Origin of the sequence: Vibrio sp. nBUS_14 (assembly GCF_051201655.1) — a bacterium.
Classification (GTDB): domain Bacteria; phylum Pseudomonadota; class Gammaproteobacteria; order Enterobacterales; family Vibrionaceae; genus Vibrio.
In genome coordinates this window covers 3267991-3285226 of the sequence record NZ_CP179206.1, presented here as the reverse complement: position 1 = coordinate 3285226, position 17236 = coordinate 3267991, and the positions used below count along the sequence as shown (strand labels likewise).

The window sequence follows — 17236 nt, the reverse complement described above, 5'->3', positions numbered from 1 at the left end:
AGCGATAAATGTTCCTGTGGTTGCAGCAGATAGTGTCCACAGACAATTGAATATGTTAAGCGCATTTGGCAGTTAAATAGGGGGGAGTGATTTTGAATAACCCAAAAGCAGTAATGCAATTACAAGATGCATTGGATCGATTAGTCAAGGGAAAGCCTGAAAGAGTTAAGGCAACAGGCCGTCTATCATTAAATAAAATAAATCAAGAAGCTGGTTTGGGGCATAGCTATATCCATAAATTCAAGCCATTTATTAATGATGTCGCAAATCCTGCAATCGAAAAGTACAACAAAGAGTTAGATGCACCTTCACTAGTTAGCCAAGAAGCCTCGAACCCAGAAGATATGAGTGATGTTGATAAGTTAAAGAAAGAGCTAAGTCGAGAAAAAAATCTCAAAAAAAAATATGCCAATGAGCGTGATGATCTAAAAGAGCAAAATAAAATCCTTGAAGGGCTAAATAAGTCTCTAATGTTTCGTGTATACGAACTACAAGAAGAATTTGGTGAACGAGTTTATGAAGTGTCAGGTCATCGTAAGAAGTGACAACACAGGAAGTGGCATATCTATTATGAAGCCTTATCAAATAAAAACTAGCCTCAAAGGAGGCTGTTTTTTATTCTAAATTTGGGGAGTCTACATCTCATTACAGGAGTAATATCTTTGATGTCTTACACCTCCTTTTTTGCACTTTGAAATAACTCTGGAAAATCTTGCTCAGCCTTGGCTAAAAACCAATCTTTCATCGTTAACCCATTCTTGTTTACTTTGGTATAAAGCTTCTTCTTGATCTTAGGGTCTATTTCTAAAACGATACGTCCTGACTCGCCTTTCATTTTCTTCATAATATACTGATTCTAAATATTATTATGGTTGTTATGTTACATAACATAACTGGACATTTCAATCAATTTCAGATAAGATGTTTGGTAATTAAAACCAGATTATGATGAGAACTAAAAAATGGTTAAAAACGTTGGTGACAAAGAGTTTTTTGACACGTTGTGGGAATCAGCCGTAGCGTTACGTGGTGCATTGCAGCCCTCCGAGTACAAGCACCCTGTGCTTGCTCTTCTATTCTTTAAGTATGTTAGCGACTCCTTTGTGGAATTCCGTGAAGACGCTCAAGAATGGGTAAAAGATGAAGACCATGAGTTTTTCGAGATGGACTTGGAAGACCGTGATTTATACGAAGCTGGGAACATCTTTTGGGTTCCTGAAATTGCTCGTTGGGAATACTTAGTTGATAACGCTAAACAAACTAATTACGCAAAAGTTCTAGATGACGCATCAAAAGCGATTGAAGAGCACAACCCTGAATTAAAAGGCATGCTTTATCGTGGTTTTGGTCTTTTGAAAATCCCACCAAGTAAGCTTGGTGAGCTAGTTGATCTACTTAGCTCCCTTAGCTTCAAAAATGCTGAGCACCGTTCTGCTGATGTTCTTGGTATGGCTTATGAGTTCTTTTTGGGTAAGTTTGCTCTTGCCGAAGGCTCTGATGCAGGCGCATTTTTTACTAGTGAATCTATTGTTAAAACGCTTGTAGAAATCATTGCACCAACACGAGGTATTCTATACGAGCCAGCTATCGGCTCTGGCGGTATGGTTGCATGGTCTGAGAAGTTCATGGAGCGCAATGGTGGTGAGCGTGGTGATATCAGTGTTTACGGTCAAGAATATACACACACGACTTGGAAGATGGCAGCGATGAACCTGCTTATTCGTGGTCTTGATTTCGACCTTGGTGAAGAAAATGCCGATACACTTCTAAACGATTTACACAAAGACGTTCGCGCTGATTACATCCTAGCTAACCCACCATTCAACCAAGAAAAATGGGGCGCAAGCAAAGTTGCCAATGATGTACGTTGGAAATGGGGTACACCGACTGACAGCAACGCTAACTATGCTTGGATGCAACATATGCTGTATCACCTGAAAGAAACAGGTCGTGCAGGTGTGGTTATGGCGAACGGTGCGATGACTTCAACAGCAAACACTGAAGGTGATATCCGTAAAGCTATCATCGAGGATGACCTAGTTGAATGTATGGTAGCTCTGCCACCAAAGCTATTCATCAATACACAAATCCCTTCCTGTCTCTTCATCTACAACAAAGACAAGAAGCGTAAAGGTGAAACTCTATTCATCGATGCTCGTCATCTAGGTCGCTTAGAGACTCGTGCTCAACTTGTTTTTGATGATGAACACATCATGGAAATCTCACAAGCGTACCATACGTGGGCGAAGACTGAATTTGCTGAAAAAGACAGTAAATATTTTGATATTCCAGGCTTTTGTAAGTCAGCAAAACTTGAAGATATTCAGAAAGCAGGGTTTGTTCTGTCACCAGGTCGTTACGTTGGCGCTGCTGAAGTTGAGGAAGATGAAGCTTCTTATCAAGAAGATATGGCAATTCTTACTGAGCAACTTTCAGGTCAAATTGCTAAGTCAGTGACTCTTGATGAGAAAATCAAGGCTTCGCTTGCGGAGGTTGGGTATGAGCTATAAAACCATCCTTGGTGAGCATCTAACATTCAAAAATGGCAAAACTTCTCCAGAGCGAAACGATAGCTGGTGTGTGCCTGTTTTTGGGTCGAATGGACAAATTGGTTTTTCTCAAGAAAGTAACAACCCAAGAAAAACAATCGTCATTGGCCGTGTAGGTACATATTGTGGCAGCGTACATTTTTCAGATGACAACTGTTGGGTTTCAGATAACGCTATTGCATGTCATGCAAAAAATCCTGATGAAAGTCATTTCTGGAAACATTGCCTAATTCACCTAAACCTGAATAAGCACCGTGGAGGTTCTGGACAGCCATTGCTAAATCAGACAACCTTAAGATCTGTTGATGTGACAATACCGAAATCACAAGAATCTAGAATTGCTACTGGACAGTTTTTAGAGTTATTTGATAACAAAATCGCCAACAACCAAGCCATGAACCAAACCCTCGAAAAGATCGCCCAGCGGATCTTTAAGTCGTGGTTCATCGACTTTGACCCTGTTAAAGCGAATAAAGAAGGAATCCCTTTTGATGGGCTATCTCCTGAGATCCAAGCGTTGTTTCCAAGTGAATTTGAAAGCTCAGAGTTAGGGATGATTCCGAAGGGGTGGGAAGTAACGTTACTTTCAAAAGTAGTAAAACTGACTGGCGGTGGAACGCCTAAGCGTTCTGAGGCTAGATATTGGAATGGTGAAATACCTTGGTTTTCAATGAAGGATGCTCCAGAACGTGGAGAAGTTTTTGTTATTGATACAGAAGAAAAAATTACAGAACTTGGTTTACAGAAATCCTCGACAAAAGTACTTCCCCGTGGGACTACAATTATCACTTCTCGTGGTACTGTCGGTAAGCTTGCATTAGTTGCAACCGACATGTGTATGAATCAATCTTGCTATGGTGTAAGAGGAAGGGAAGTAGGAGATTACTTTAATTACTTCAACCTCAAGCAAGCTATCTTGACATTGAAGCAAAATGTACATGGTGCTGTTTTTGACACAATTACTACTAATACCTTTGACACTTACTCTTTTGCATTCAGCGGAAACGAAATCGCCAATGCATACAATGAGCTAATAACCCCTTTACTTGAAAAGAGCGAAACAAACGCTCGACAGAATAAAACCTTAGTTGGCATTCGTGACCGATTACTCCCAAAATTGATCTCAGGTCAAATTTCTGTAAGTGAGGCTCAACAGGAGCTTGCAGAAGCGGTATAACTAGAAGACCTAGCTCTCGTCAGAGGGCTAGGCTTATTACTATTTAGAACAATAAAAATAATAACAAAGAATAGATATAACAATGAAAATAACTGAAGAAATGCTAGAAGACCATTGTATGGTCTGGTTTAACCAAATAGGCTACCAAACCATCAACGGTAGCGAACTAGAGCCTACAGGTGGTACACCAGAGCGAGAATCGCTATCGGATGTCGTGCTTAAACCTCGTTTGCGTCAGGCTCTTATTGATATCAATGGACACCTTCCTGAAGCTTGTATTGACACAGCTATAGACATCTTACTTACCACCGTACCGTCTACCGAGCGTGCTAACCATATTTTTCACCGTCAATTAATCGAAGGCATTCAAGTCGATTACGAAGATGAAGATGGTCAGCCTGTCGGTGATAGAGTCATGCTCGTTGATTTTGAGAATGAAGATAACGACTGGTTAGCAATCCGTCAGTTCTCAGTCAACGGTGTGACAAATGGCGAAGTGGACAATCGTAGACCTGATATTGTCGTTTTCCTGAATGGCTTACCAATATCGGTTCTAGAGCTTAAAAATCCTGCCGATACAAAAGCTGATGTGTGGCGAGCGTACAACCAAGTACAAACCTACAAGAGTGCTATTAAAGATCTCTTCATCTTCAATGAGTCGCTCATTATCTCAGACGGTACTGAAGCTTATATTGGCTCTTTAACTGCTGACCGTGACCGCTTTACACCTTGGAGAACCATTGATGGCTCTCGTGATGATACAGAAGATACGTTAGCCCTAGAAGTCATGGTGCGTGGGTTCTTTAATCAAGAGCTATTGCTTGATTACCTTCAATACTACATTTCGTATGAAGTTGATGTCGAAAAGGTGGTTAAGAAAATCGCTGGTTATCACCAATTCCACGGTGTTCGTGCTGCGGTAGAAAGCACTATTCGAGCGACAAGGCACGATGGTGATCAACGCTGTGGCGTGTACTGGCACACGCAAGGCTCTGGTAAGTCTCTGTCGATGACGTTCTACAGTGCGAAGCTGATGGCTTCTCCTTCAATGAATAATCCAACGATTGTCGTTGTTACTGACCGTAATGACTTAGATGAGCAGTTGTTCGAAACATTCTCGGAAAATGCTGAGCTTTTAAATGACACGCCAGTACAAGCCAAAGATAGAGACGATTTGATTGACCTACTCAATAATCGTCAATCTGGCGGCATTATCTTTACAACAATGCAAAAGTTCTCACCACCGAAAGGCGAGACTCGCTGTAAACCACTCACAGAACGTCATAATATCGTTGTAGCGGCAGATGAAGCCCATCGTACTCAATATGGCTTAAAAGCTCGTGTAGACAAGAAGACGAGCGAAATGAAGTATGGTTACGCTCAACACCTGAGAGACTCGCTACCTAATGCTGGCTTCATTGGTTTTACTGGTACACCTATCGAGATGGAAGACAAAGATACTCGTATCGTATTTGGTGAAGATGTCTCTGTATATGATATTGAACAGGCTCAGAAGGATGGAGCAACAAAACCACTCTATTATGAGAGTCGTCTTATCAAGCTAGATATGGATAAAAACACCACAGAAGAAGACGTTGACCAAAAAGTTGATGATCTGGTGTCTGAATATGATGAAGATGATCAAGCTAAAACTAAGTCTCGTAATGCAGCTTTAGAAGCGCTTATCTGTGCGGAAGACCGTGTTGAACGCCTTGTGAAAGATATGCTCAATCACTTTGCTGATCGTGAAGAAACGTCTCTATCTAAGGCGATGATGGTTTGCATCAGTCGTGAAGCCTGCGTTCAGGTTTACGATAAAATTGCTGAGCTAAAACCTGAATGGGCTGATGACGATCCTGAAAAGGGTTGCATGAAAGTGATCATGACAGGGACTTCTGACGATCCTGAGAAATACCAGAAACACATTCACAAGAAGCCTATTCAGAAGAAAATTGCTAAGCGAGTTAAGAACCCTAATGATGAGCTTAAGTTGGTCATCGTTTGTGATATGTGGCTAACGGGTTTTGATGCTCCTTGTTTAAATACCATGTATATCGACAAACCGCTGAAAGGACATAACTTAATGCAGGCAATTGCTCGTGTTAACCGTGTGTTCCGAGACAAAGAAGGTGGTCTAATTGTTGATTATCTAGGTATTGCGCCTGAGCTACGCAATGCTATCGCAAACTACACAGCAAGTGGTAATGGTTCTCCAACCATCGACCTAAGCGAAGCTATGGCAGTGACTAAGACAAAACTAGATGTTTGTCGTGGGATCATGCATGGCTTTGATTACCGCGATTTCAAGACGAATACGCTTGGACTGCTTGCTGGCGCAATGAACCACATTCTTAACTTAGAGGATGGCAAAAAGCGCTTTGATAAAGCAGCTTTATCTCTATCCAAGGCTTTCAGTCTGTGTTCAAGCATGGATGAGGCTAAGGAAATTAAAGAAGAGATTGCTTTCTTCGAGACTCTGCGTGCTGCTATTAAAAAGTCTACGACTTCAAAACAGCGTATGTCTGATGAAAAGGTTCAAACGGCACTAAGGCAAGTGGTTTCTGAGACAATTGTTTCGGGTGATATCGTAGATGTATTTGATTCAGCAGGGTTGAATAAGCCAAACATTAGCATTCTTGACGATGAGTTCTTAGCTGAAGTTGAGAAGAGTGAGCACAAGAGTTTAGCAGTAGAAATGCTTAAAAAGCTCATTCAAGATGAAATCAAAACTCGTACTGTTAAGAACGCTGTAGCTTACAAGACCTTCTCAGAGATGTTACGCAATTCACTTGATAAGTACCGTAATCGCTCAGTAGAAACTAGCGTGGTAATCGAAGAGCTGATCAAACTTGCAAAAGAATTGAGAGAGTCAGCAGATCGTGGGGAAGAATTAGATCTAACCAAAGAGGAATTAGCATTCTTCGATGCTTTAGTTGCTAACGATTCTGCTCGTGAAGCTATGAAGCAAGAAGACATCTTGACTATCGCTCGTAGGCTTGCCGAGGAAATTCGTAAAAGCGCTCAGCCAGACTGGGCAAAGCGCAAAAATTTGCGAGCTAAGATGCGCCTCAAAATCAAACAGATACTTAAACGTACAGGCTACCCGCCAGATGAGCAAGCCGATGCAGTTGAACTTGTGTTAGAGCAAGCTGAGCTAGTGAATCCTTAACTTTAAGAGTAGCTACATAGAATATCGAAACAATTTCTATTCTATACTATGACAAACTCTTGTAATCATGAGTTGAGATGAAAGATTAAAAGTGTGATTTCTACGAATCACACTCGTTTTCTAGATGCTGTGTTTCTGCTAGAAGTTCGTCAATGACATCAAGATCTTCAGTGAGAAATGCTTTTTGTTTTAGAAGTCGGCTTAACTTTGCATCAGACCAATCTTCAGTTTTAGGGAAGCTATAACTCAATCTTTGATATGCGTGAATTTGATTTTCGAGCGAGTCTAGTTTTTCATCTATGCTATTGCGTACTTCTTTGATGTGCTCGATCTCAAAATAGTCTGGCAATATTGGATAACTCTTAATGAGTTCGCCTTTCTCATTTTCAGTATAGAGCTTTCTGTAAACAGCGCCAGCGGCTGGTTTAATGCCGAGTGATTGAATGATTGGCTGATCTTCAGATTCATATGACTCTAATAAGCGTTCGACCAATCGCTTGATAGAACGTTGAGGTAAATTTCCCTGATAATCTTTTTCAATTTTTTTAACGAGATCATTCAAATAGAAGACCTGAGGCATCTTGGTACATAGTGCCATTAACATTGTTTCTTCAAATGAATCTTGCATACGATAACTCCAAAACTAACAACCAGACCAAGTATAATTGTTTTTTAGAGTAAAACCAAATATATTTGGTTTTGAGATTAAAATGAAAAAAGAAATAGCGATCTGCTTCGGCATTAAAGTTGCCGATAAAAGAAAAGAAAAGGGATGGCTGCAAGGTGATCTCGCAAAATTATGTGGTTTAAGTAAGAACTATGTAGGAATGTTAGAACGAGGTGAGAGTAACGTAACGTTAGAAAAAGTTTACTTGTGCGCTTACGTTTTGGAGTGTTCTGTACAAGACTTGTTACCGAATGACGATGAGATCTTTGAGTTAATACAAGAAGAGTCTGAACAGTAAATACGAGCCTTAGGCTCTACGATTGCATACGAACTTGAAAGTGGGTTGAAGTATTTAATACAATTGTACAATGCGTACCTTGCTGTTAATGGAGATTGATATGGAAACAATTCTCATAAAAATTGAAAGTTCGACAGGAATTGTTATTCCTGACGAATTCTTAGCAGAGATGCAACTGAAACCAGGTTCTAAAGTCACGCTAATCCGCAAAGAGGATGGGGTCTTTGTTAAGGCATTGGATAAAAAACCAAATTTTGACATCAAAGACTTAATGGCTAATACGGATTTTGAGTCGCAACGTGATGACCCCGAATTACAAGCATGGCAAACTAAGTCAAGAGCAGGGCGCGAGGGGATCTAACGTATTTATCAGCAGTGTAGTAAGTTGGAGAGTTCAGTGGCAAAAGTTAACGGTCAAAAATTCACAGTATTAAAAGATAAAAAAACAGTAATTACACGTGCTGGTATGTGGAAGGTTCCGCATAATACACGTGATGATGAAGTACATCTGAAAATTGGTCGTTACCTTAAGCCCAAAGAATGGTTTGAAAGTGAGGTTGCAGAACTTGATAAGCCTAAAAGTGAGTTGACTTTAACAGGTGATGAATTTGTTAACCTAATTAGTTTTATCCAAGAAAACTATGAACCATTCAAAAATGGAACAAAAGCATTTATACCACTCGATAATCCATATGATCAGAGTGTTGCTCATCAAGTTAAGCAACTATTGAATCTCAATGATCGAGAAAGAATGCTTAACTTTCTCATTGATAATGAAGTTATCCCAAGTGATTTAGAAATAGGTTTAGTTCATGCTAAACGTTCACGAGCGATAGATCAATTCAATGCGATGTTAGAGCTAGATCTTACAGAGAATAATTGGCAAGCATGGTTTGAAGAAAACTCATGGGTGTTAGGTACAGATTTTGTAAAGGTACTTGATGAACGTACTATTGATACTGCCAATATATCTGACTTTTTAATGCAAAGTTACGATGGCTTTCTTGATATTGTTGAAATTAAACGTCCTGAAGGTGGGTTGAAATTTTGGCAGTCAACATTAGATCATGGCAATTATATTCCGCACTCTGATTTGATTAAAGCTATTACCCAATCGTCTACATATATCCATGAAGTAGAGAGAGAAGCAGATAGTCAAAAGTTCTTTAAGAGGGTTGGTGGTGTGACTACAATCAAGCCAAGATGCACATTAATTTATGGTCGTTCGAATGAGTGGAATGTTGAACAACAAGAAGCATTTAGAATCTTAAACTCAAGTTATCATAACTTAACCATTATGACTTTTGATCATGTGTTAGAAAGGGCTAAACGTATACTAGGGCAAAACTGATAAAAGATAAGGATTAGCGGCTGTGCATACAGCGCTTAAGTCTGAATATTGAATAAGTGGGTAGTTGTTTCTTATAATAAATTATGTGATCTGGTTTAGTGGTATCGCATTGTGAGCAGCTCTAGTGATACATGGTTCCCCTACTACAGCTTGACCTATACAGTGATAAGATGTGACTAAAATTAAGTAGACACTCAAATTTACTGGCTGTTCATCAGACGAATAAGCCGAAGCGCTTGAGCTTGTTTATCTAAATAATGGAATAGATAACTAGAAAGAGGCGTTGGTTACAAAGCAGTTTTTACTATGTAAAGTAAAATTCTTAACCACTTTTCGACCATAGAAGTTCTATATAAAATGTGTGAATTTATAGCTTGTTATTCTCACATTTCTTTAGTTTTTTTGTAAAATGTGAGAATTATTATGAAGCCTTATTCTAATTGGTTGCTCTCATGTTTTTGGAATAATTAAGTGTAAGGGTGTGCGAAGGTGAAGATGCTATCTACCCTGACGAAGATGATGAAGACGAAGAGTAATCTCTCCCAGTTTTAAAGAATGCCAGCCTTGAGCTGGCATTTTTTTGTCCTCAGAAAAATAAATGTCTTTATATGCATTCATTCATTATAATGCGGTCAAAATTGATCTAGCTCAAGGAATGGTATGCGGCTACCTCTCGATGGTCTTTGGCAAGTTTCGCCACTGACGGATCTCTCTATCCCACAAGATGACATTACTTTTCCTGCCCCGTTAAGCTCTAAACTCCCTGATAACCTGAGTGAAGAGGAAATCGCAGAGCAAGAGTGGCACCTGATGCATGACATTGAAGTTGATGATGCCATGTTGGCGTGTCCATTTGTTGAGTTAGTGGTTGCAGGCGTCGATTACTTCGCAGAAGTGCGGCTTAATGGCGTTGCCGTGTTTGACTGTGATGGCAGCGAAGCTGAATATCGTAAAGACATCCGTCCTTATATGCAGCCTGGTCGAAATCGTTTTGAGATCCTTTTCCTTGAAGAAGAGGAGAGCCTGTTGCTTGAAGAGGATATGGATGACTCTATCTCTTCACAGGTCGTTGCTAAATCAGATTCTCGTATTGGGATTTGGCACGCACCGTATTTGCAGTTTGTTCGTAATGTGAAGCTTGAACAAGTCGTCACCGAGCAAATCTGGCATCACGGTGGTGGCTGTGAGTTTAAAGTGGATGTTATTTACCAGACACTAAAAGCAGGGCTAGTCTCTGCATCAATCAAATTCAACGGTATGACACTAGTCATGCCAATAGATGTACGAGCTGAGCATACTGGTGTTGTGTTTCAGGTTGAGGCTCCAATGGTATTTAACCTTGAAAAGCCCAACCCTAAGCATTTATATCAGTTAGAAGTGGAACTCGATGTGCAAAAAGAGAGTTCTTTCGTTGCCTTGAATCCAGCCTCTTGCGTGAGCAACTTTTTGCGTAACTAGCGGTTATTCGATTAGCCCTTTGCGCAAGGAATTAATTTGTTCACTCGTTTGTCATCTAATGAACTGCCGACGCTAGCCCTATTTCATAAACACATTATAGCGTTTTGGCCATGACAACCTCACAAGCGTCATGGCCTGTTGCTCCCCAGGCTGAATCAAGGTGTTCAAAGCCCAATTTTTCGTAAAGTTTAACGGCGGCATTAAGGCATTCGGTCGTTTCTAAATACATATGTTGATAACCCAGATCTTTAGCTTTCTCCATCGACATATTAACCAGCTTCTTCGCTAAGCCTTTGCCTCTGGTTTCTGGCAAGAAGTACATTTTTTGCAGTTCACAGACTTCTGGCATACCTGATAATGGTGCAAATCCACCACCACCGACAACCTTTCCATCAAGTTCAATGACCCAATACTGAGATCTTTCATTGTTATAAACGCTGAACATGTCTTCTAAGGTGGGATCAGCCACACCATAACCTTTATCTTCAGTTAGCCCGTTCTCATAAGAAACTTGGCGAATCACATTGGCCACTATGGTGTTGTCCTGCTGTTGTAGGGGACGAACTACCACATTACTTGAAGCGTGGCTTTGTTGCAGTGCTTTAAGGTAATACTCCATTCCCCCCGAAACTTGTTGAGTTTCCGCTTCCGTTAAACGTTCAAGTACCGAGTCATAAAATCGATTTTGTTGACTGTGAAGTTTGGCAAGAGTATTTACCCCTTGCTCTGTTACTGAAGCAACAACACTGCGCTTATCGCTGGGATGTGGCGAGGTTTGGATTAACGAGTTCTTCGCTAGATTGTTGACTGCTCTACTGGCGTTGGACTTATCAATATTGAGCTTATCCGCTAATTGATTCACGGTTAATGGCTGCTGTTCTATTTCGATCAGTGTATGAGCTTGAATTGGAGGTAGGGCAATGTCACCACAATTTTTGTCGAGCATTCCAAGCTGTCGAACGAGTTGACGTGATAATTCTCTAAGTTGTGTTGAAGTCATGTTGCCTCTCAATGTAGTTGCGATATACAACTATAAATCAATTGTGATGTACAACTATAAATTAATTGCGATCCGCAACCATGTCAATAAGGTTATCGTAGGAAGGGTGGGAATAAATTAGAGATCCAAGGGTTAATGTTGATGGTTAGCTCTCTTTTTATATTAATTATCAATTGATCAGAATGATGTGTTTCTATACTTTTACTTTGTTTATGTGCGCGCAGATGTACATGGTTGTTTTTGAAACGTCAAATGGAATAGAGAAATGGAAACAAAACAGTTAGAAACTAGGGTGAATTTTAAGGGAAAGGGGAACGAATATTTTGGTATTTGGATTGTTAATATCCTTTTATCCGTTATCACATTGGGTATTTACTCGGCTTGGGCGAAAGTTCGAAATAAACGTTACTTTTATGGGAATACATTTATTGGCAGTGATAGCTTTGAATATCATGGTAAGCCTATGCAAATATTGAAAGGGCGAATCATTGCGTTGATTTGTGTCGTCGCTTGGGGAGTCAGTAATCAGTTTGCCCCTAAGATGGCATTGGTTTTATTACTGGTTTTTTTTGCATTGTTACCATTGTTATCTCGCAGTAATGCTCGTTTTGATTCTGCAATGACAAGCTTTCGAAATGTTCACTTCTCTTTCCATGGTACTGTTTCTGGAGCCTACTGGGCAATTCTTGGGCGCGGTCTTGTTGTGGGTGTCGGCGTATTTACGGCAATCATGGCAATAATATTTACTATGCAAATGAACATGATTGCTGGTGGCATCGCCATTTTAATATCCATACCTTCTTATGTTTATTTACAATCCTGGTTACTTGCCGGTATCGCCAATTATTTTTCTAATGGTTATCGCTATGGCGATCGTCAGTTTAAAGCTGATTACCAAGATGGCTTTTATTTCAAAGTATACTTAACCAGTATGATTGCATGGCTGGTTGTCTCTATTGTTGCCGTCTTGGCTCTCTTCAGTGCCGTTGGCTTCAACATGATCAGCAACCCTGAGTCGTTATCCGAAATCGTTAACAACGGAAGTTTGACTTCAATGATGGTGGCTTATTACTTTGCTTTCATTGTTATGAGTATTGCGATTGCTGCTTACATTCAAGTAAAAATTAGAAATTACACCTTCTCTGAATTAGTGCTTGAAGGAAAAGAAAATGAGGCCGATTCAACGTTAAGTTTTGCTTCGACATTAACGATAAAAAGCTACATGCTTTTAGTATTAACTAACTTCTTACTTCAAGTGATTACCCTCGGGTTAGCTAGACCATGGGTGATGGTAAGAACGATGAACTACTTGTCGGAGAATACGTATGTTCAAGGTAACTTAGATTTACTAGTAGCAAACGACCAACCGTCTGATGTGGAATCGGCTATTTCTGATGAAATAGCTCAAGCGTTTAATGTTGATCTTGGTATTGGCTAAATGATCTCTGGTGTTGCACACCCGCCTCGCAGTTCTGAACGCTGTGAGGCCATTTTAGAAATATCTCACCCTAATAAACTACTCCTGAGAGTGGATAGTTCTTTTGTTTCTGCATATTTTGAACGTGTTGAAATTATGCGAGGCGTTGGATCCGCTCCAACAAAGCTCAAATTCCCAGGTGGATGGCAATTTATCTCGGAGGAAAGTGATGAGCTGGACGCCTATTTGAGAGACAGAGGTAAACATAATTTCATAGGTAAATTAGAGAAGAACATCACGGCTATCTTAGTTAGTAGTGTTGTTCTCGTGTTACTTACTATTTCTATGTTCACTCATGGGATCCCGTGGTTAACTCATCAAATAGTCACTTATCTACCTGACTCGGTACCTAGACTGGTTAAAAATCAGGTTTTAGAGTCTTTAGATGAACAGTTCTTCGAGAGTTCTACTCTGCCGGAAGAACGACAGCATCATATTCGTCAGCGCTTTGAAAAGCAGTTGCAACAAATGAATATTGAGGGCGATGTACAGTTGGTCTTTCGTTCTTCAGAACTTGGCGCCAATGCTTTTGCGCTGAGTGCGGGGACAATCATTGTATTAGATGATCTCGTTAGATTGACTCAAACGGAAGAGCAACTAGACAGTATCTTGTTACATGAATTAGGACATGTTCAGCACCAGCATGTAATGAAAGTATTGGTTCGATCAAGTTTGTTGTCAGTAACTGTAGCGGCTTTGACTGGTGAAAGCTCTGGGATCATTGATAACCTTACTGGTCTTGGTGTGTTTGTTGCAAATAATGGTCAATCACAAGATGCAGAGCGAGAAGCGGATTCATTTGCTTCCTATTCGATGATCGAGCTGCATGGTTCTAATCAAGCTATGATTGAGATGTTTGAATTGTTAGGAAAAGATTCTGGTGGACATGCTGAACTACCCACATGGCTCAGTTCTCATCCTGAATTGGGTGAACGGATTGAATCATTGAGGGACGTACGTTAGTTGTTTAGTGAAAAAGGTTTGTGTTAATACCTAAATCATTGTTATCTAATTGTAATTTATATTAATCAAACCATTATCACCGAATTTTAGACAATAAAAAGGGCAGATTATTATCTGCCCTTTTTCTTACTTAAAAACTATCGCATGGATTATAAAGCTGCGATTGTCGCTTTTTGCTCTTCTAGCTTAACAAGAGTTTCTTGGTAGCCTTCAAGCTTTTCACGCTCTTTCGCGATAACCGCTTCAGGTGCTTTAGCAACGAAACCTTCGTTACCTAGTTTGCCTTCGATACGCTTAATCTCACCGTGAGTCTTCGCAACTTCTTTATCTAGACGAGCAAGCTCAGCGTGTTTGTCGATAAGGCCAGCCATTGGGATCATCAGCTCAGATTTGCCAACCAGTTTGGTTGCACAAGCCGGAGTTGCTTCGCCGTCTGCTAGAACTTTAATATCGTCTAGCTTAGCCAGAGAAGTAAGAACGATCTTGTTTGCTTCGATACGAGCTGCATCTTTCTCATCAGCGACTTTGATCATTACTTCTAAGCCTTGGCTTGGGGCAATGTCGTATTCCGCACGTAGGTTACGGATAGCGGTGATAAAGGTTTTAACCCATTCGATGTCGTCAACGATCTCAGCATTGAAGTTATCTTCATTAAACTGAGGAAGTGCTTGATTCATGATAGTTCTTTCTTCTGCATCAGGGCCTTCAACGTCGTCGAACAGCGGAATAACGCTCTGCCAGATAGATTCAGTGATGTAAGGAAGAACAGGGTGAGCAAGGCGTAGAGTCTTCTCAAGAACCGTAATAAGCGTGTAACGAGTCGCTTGCTGTTGAGCTTCAGTACCCTTCCAAAGAACAGGTTTCGTTAGCTCTAGGTACCAGTCACAGAATTGGTTCCAGATGAATTCGTAAAGCGTGTTTGCTGCCATGTCTAGACGGTAGTTGTCTAGATGAGCGTTAAACTCTTTCGCTGCAACTTCAAACTGAGATTCAATCCATTTGTCTGCTAGAGAGAATTCCATGTTTGCACGGTCTTCAACAGACAGTGACATGCCACAATCGTGCTCTTCTGTGTTCATCAGTACGTAACGGCTTGCGTTCCATAGCTTGTTACAGAAGTTACGGTAACCTTCAAGACGCTTCATGTCCCAGTTGATGTCACGGCCAGTTGAAGCCATAGCAGCAAGAGTGAAACGCAGTGCATCAGTACCGTATGGTTCGATACCATCTTCGAAAGTCTTGCGTGTTGCTTTTTCGATCTTAGCAGCCAGTTTAGGTTGCATCATGTTGCCACAACGCTTTTCTACTAGCTCTTCAAGGCCGATGCCGTCAATCATATCGATTGGATCAAGTACGTTACCTTTCGACTTAGACATCTTGTCGCCGTTTTCATCACGGATAAGGCCCGTCATGTAAACTGTTTTGAAAGGTACTTGAGCCTTACCATCTTCGTCTTTCACGAAGTGCATGGTCATCATGATCATACGAGCAACCCAGAAGAAGATAATATCAAAACCAGATACTAGTACTTCAGATGGGTGGAATGTTTTCATTGCTTCAGTATCTTCAGGCCAGCCTTGCGTGCCGAACGTCCAAAGTGCAGAAGAGAACCAGGTATCAAGAACGTCGTTGTCTTGCTTAAGAACAATTACTGGTGAAAGATTGTTCTTTTCACGAACTTCTTCTTCAGTGCGACCAACGTAAACTTTACCATCGTTGTCGTACCATGCAGGGATACGGTGCCCCCACCAAAGTTGACGAGAGATACACCAATCTTGCACGTCACGCATCCACGCGAAGTACATGTTTTCGTACTGCTTAGGTACGAATTGGATCTCACCATCTTCAACGGCTTTAACAGCAGGAGCAGCAAGAGGCGCTGTACGTACGTACCATTGGTCCGTCAGCATTGGTTCGATAACCACGCCACCACGGTCACCGTAAGGAACGGTTAGATCGTGATCTTTGATTTCTTCAAGTAGGCCTAGCTCTTCAAATTCAGCAACCGTTGCACGACGAGCGGCAAAACGCTCCATACCTTGGTATTTTGCTGGAAGCTCTGTTGAGTACACATTGCTTTCTTCACCGTTTGTTGTGAAGATTTCTGCCGCATCACGGATATCACCGTTGAACGTTAGGATGTTGATCATTGGTAGGCTATGGCGCTTGCCCACTTCGTAATCGTTAAAGTCATGAGCTGGCGTAATCTTCACACAACCCGTGCCTTTATCCATGTCAGCGTGCTCATCACCTACGATAGGGATAAGACGATTTACGATAGGAAGCAGGATTTTTTTACCGATAAGATCTTTGTAGCGAGGATCTTCAGGGTTAACCGCTACGCCTGTATCACCAAGCATGGTTTCAGGACGCGTAGTCGCGACGACAATGTAGTCTTTGCCATCAGCGGTTTTAACACCATTCGCTAGCGGGTAGCGGAAGTGCCACATGAAACCTTTTTTGTCTTTGTTTTCAACTTCAAGATCAGATATTGCAGTGTGCAGTTTAGGATCCCAGTTTACTAGACGCTTACCACGGTAGATTAGGTCTTCTTCGTATAGACGAACAAATACTTCTTGAGTCGCAGCCGATAGGCCGTCATCCATAGTGAATCGCTCACGATCCCAATCTACAGATGCACCAAGACGACGAAGTTGTTGAGTGATCGTGCCACCTGATTCGCCTTTCCATTCCCAGATCTTGTCGATGAAAGCTTCACGGCCGTAGTCGTGTTTTGTTTTGCCTTCTTCAGCAGCGATCTTACGCTCAACAACCATTTGAGTTGCGATACCAGCGTGGTCAGTACCCACTTGCCAAAGTGTATTTTTGCCTTTCATACGTTGAGCACGGATAAGCGTATCCATGATCGTATCTTGGAACGCGTGACCCATGTGTAGGCTACCAGTGACGTTCGGTGGCGGGATCATGATGCTGTAAGCTTCTTTTGATGTGTCACCGTGTGGCTTAAAGTAGCCTTTCTCTTCCCAAGTCTTATACAGAGCTTGTTCGATTGATGTTGGGTTGTATGTCTTTTCCATAGTGCTCTTAAACGGATACTGTGAATGGTTAATCGTGGTCAAACTTCATAAGTGAAGCTTCTTGAATCTAAATCCAAAGATAGCTTTAA

The 17236-nt window shown here is 41.1% G+C and carries 14 protein-coding genes; 10 read left to right on the top strand and 4 right to left on the bottom strand.

The window, feature by feature from the left end:
* The first annotated feature begins 92 nt into the window (after window positions 1-92).
* A complete protein-coding gene (locus ACMAZD_RS15425) occupies window positions 93-545 on the top strand; it encodes a hypothetical protein (protein ID WP_435247848.1) in 453 nt (150 codons plus the stop codon).
* 125 nt (window positions 546-670) lie between these two features.
* On the opposite strand, the gene ACMAZD_RS15420 is transcribed toward ACMAZD_RS15425, so the two are convergent.
* Window positions 671-844, bottom strand: a complete 174-nt coding sequence (locus tag ACMAZD_RS15420) for a hypothetical protein (RefSeq protein ID WP_435247847.1) — start codon at window positions 842-844, stop codon at window positions 671-673.
* A gap of 118 nt (window positions 845-962) precedes the next feature.
* On the opposite strand from ACMAZD_RS15420, the gene ACMAZD_RS15415 reads away from it, so the two are divergent.
* The 3 genes from ACMAZD_RS15415 (at window position 963) to ACMAZD_RS15405 (ending at window position 6895) form a co-directional block, all read left to right on the top strand.
* Entirely contained in the window at window positions 963-2510 is a 1548-nt protein-coding gene (locus ACMAZD_RS15415) for an N-6 DNA methylase (RefSeq protein WP_435247846.1), read from the top strand.
* Entirely contained in the window at window positions 2500-3726 is a 1227-nt protein-coding gene (locus ACMAZD_RS15410) for a restriction endonuclease subunit S (protein ID WP_435247845.1), read from the top strand. Before ACMAZD_RS15415 ends, ACMAZD_RS15410 begins: the two co-directional genes overlap by 11 nt.
* 82 nt (window positions 3727-3808) lie before the next feature.
* Complete coding sequence (locus ACMAZD_RS15405) at window positions 3809-6895, top strand: type I restriction endonuclease subunit R (protein WP_435247844.1); 3087 nt, start codon at window positions 3809-3811, stop codon at window positions 6893-6895.
* Between the two features lie 100 nt (window positions 6896-6995).
* On the opposite strand, the gene ACMAZD_RS15400 is transcribed toward ACMAZD_RS15405, so the two are convergent.
* Window positions 6996-7523, bottom strand: a complete 528-nt coding sequence (locus ACMAZD_RS15400; protein ID WP_435247843.1) for a hypothetical protein — start codon at window positions 7521-7523, stop codon at window positions 6996-6998.
* 82 nt (window positions 7524-7605) lie between these two features.
* Here ACMAZD_RS15400 and ACMAZD_RS15395 point away from each other — a divergent pair, with 82 nt between their 5' ends.
* The 4 genes from ACMAZD_RS15395 (at window position 7606) to ACMAZD_RS15380 (ending at window position 10669) form a co-directional block, all read left to right on the top strand.
* Window positions 7606-7860 carry a helix-turn-helix domain-containing protein gene (locus ACMAZD_RS15395; protein WP_435247842.1) on the top strand — a complete coding sequence of 85 codons (255 nt, stop codon included), beginning with the start codon at window positions 7606-7608 and terminating at the stop codon, window positions 7858-7860.
* 100 nt (window positions 7861-7960) lie between these two features.
* Complete coding sequence (locus ACMAZD_RS15390) at window positions 7961-8221, top strand: AbrB/MazE/SpoVT family DNA-binding domain-containing protein (protein ID WP_435247841.1); 261 nt, start codon at window positions 7961-7963, stop codon at window positions 8219-8221.
* Window positions 8222-8257: 36 nt separating this feature from the next.
* Window positions 8258-9211, top strand: a complete 954-nt coding sequence (locus tag ACMAZD_RS15385; RefSeq protein ID WP_435247840.1) for a Shedu immune nuclease family protein — start codon at window positions 8258-8260, stop codon at window positions 9209-9211.
* A 660-nt stretch (window positions 9212-9871) separates the two neighbouring features.
* Window positions 9872-10669 (top strand): glycosyl hydrolase 2 galactose-binding domain-containing protein, encoded by a 798-nt coding sequence (locus ACMAZD_RS15380; RefSeq protein ID WP_435247839.1) that lies wholly within the window; start codon window positions 9872-9874, stop codon window positions 10667-10669.
* Between the two features lie 94 nt (window positions 10670-10763).
* Here the strand turns inward: ACMAZD_RS15380 and ACMAZD_RS15375 are convergent, their stop codons facing one another.
* On the bottom strand, window positions 10764-11669 hold the full coding sequence (locus ACMAZD_RS15375; RefSeq protein ID WP_435247838.1) for a bifunctional helix-turn-helix transcriptional regulator/GNAT family N-acetyltransferase: 906 nt from the start codon (window positions 11667-11669) through the stop codon (window positions 10764-10766).
* A gap of 265 nt (window positions 11670-11934) precedes the next feature.
* Between ACMAZD_RS15375 and ACMAZD_RS15370 the strand changes: the two genes are divergently transcribed.
* A complete protein-coding gene (locus ACMAZD_RS15370; RefSeq protein WP_435247837.1) occupies window positions 11935-13107 on the top strand; it encodes a YjgN family protein in 1173 nt (390 codons plus the stop codon).
* Window positions 13108-14109 carry a M48 family metallopeptidase gene (locus ACMAZD_RS15365; RefSeq protein ID WP_435247836.1) on the top strand — a complete coding sequence of 334 codons (1002 nt, stop codon included), beginning with the start codon at window positions 13108-13110 and terminating at the stop codon, window positions 14107-14109.
* A gap of 149 nt (window positions 14110-14258) precedes the next feature.
* Here the strand turns inward: ACMAZD_RS15365 and ACMAZD_RS15360 are convergent, their stop codons facing one another.
* On the bottom strand, window positions 14259-17147 hold the full coding sequence (locus ACMAZD_RS15360; protein WP_435247835.1) for a valine--tRNA ligase: 2889 nt from the start codon (window positions 17145-17147) through the stop codon (window positions 14259-14261).
* Window positions 17148-17236: the final 89 nt, after the last annotated feature.

Excerpts from the sequence above, each read along its gene's own strand:
- ACMAZD_RS15360 (WP_435247835.1), bottom strand. The coding sequence starts at position 17,147 with ATGGAAAAGACATACAACCCAACATCAATCGAACAAGCTCTGTATAAG.
- ACMAZD_RS15375 (WP_435247838.1), bottom strand. The coding sequence starts at position 11,669 with ATGACTTCAACACAACTTAGAGAATTATCACGTCAACTCGTTCGACAG.
- ACMAZD_RS15370 (WP_435247837.1), top strand. The coding sequence starts at position 11,935 with ATGGAAACAAAACAGTTAGAAACTAGGGTGAATTTTAAGGGAAAGGGG.
- ACMAZD_RS15380 (WP_435247839.1), top strand. The coding sequence starts at position 9,872 with ATGCGGCTACCTCTCGATGGTCTTTGGCAAGTTTCGCCACTGACGGAT.
- ACMAZD_RS15405 (WP_435247844.1), top strand. The coding sequence starts at position 3,809 with ATGAAAATAACTGAAGAAATGCTAGAAGACCATTGTATGGTCTGGTTT.
- ACMAZD_RS15420 (WP_435247847.1), bottom strand. The coding sequence starts at position 844 with ATGAAGAAAATGAAAGGCGAGTCAGGACGTATCGTTTTAGAAATAGAC.
- ACMAZD_RS15415 (WP_435247846.1), top strand. The coding sequence starts at position 963 with ATGGTTAAAAACGTTGGTGACAAAGAGTTTTTTGACACGTTGTGGGAA.
- ACMAZD_RS15395 (WP_435247842.1), top strand. The coding sequence starts at position 7,606 with ATGAAAAAAGAAATAGCGATCTGCTTCGGCATTAAAGTTGCCGATAAA.
- ACMAZD_RS15390 (WP_435247841.1), top strand. The coding sequence starts at position 7,961 with ATGGAAACAATTCTCATAAAAATTGAAAGTTCGACAGGAATTGTTATT.
- ACMAZD_RS15365 (WP_435247836.1), top strand. The coding sequence starts at position 13,108 with ATGATCTCTGGTGTTGCACACCCGCCTCGCAGTTCTGAACGCTGTGAG.
- ACMAZD_RS15400 (WP_435247843.1), bottom strand. The coding sequence starts at position 7,523 with ATGCAAGATTCATTTGAAGAAACAATGTTAATGGCACTATGTACCAAG.
- ACMAZD_RS15410 (WP_435247845.1), top strand. The coding sequence starts at position 2,500 with ATGAGCTATAAAACCATCCTTGGTGAGCATCTAACATTCAAAAATGGC.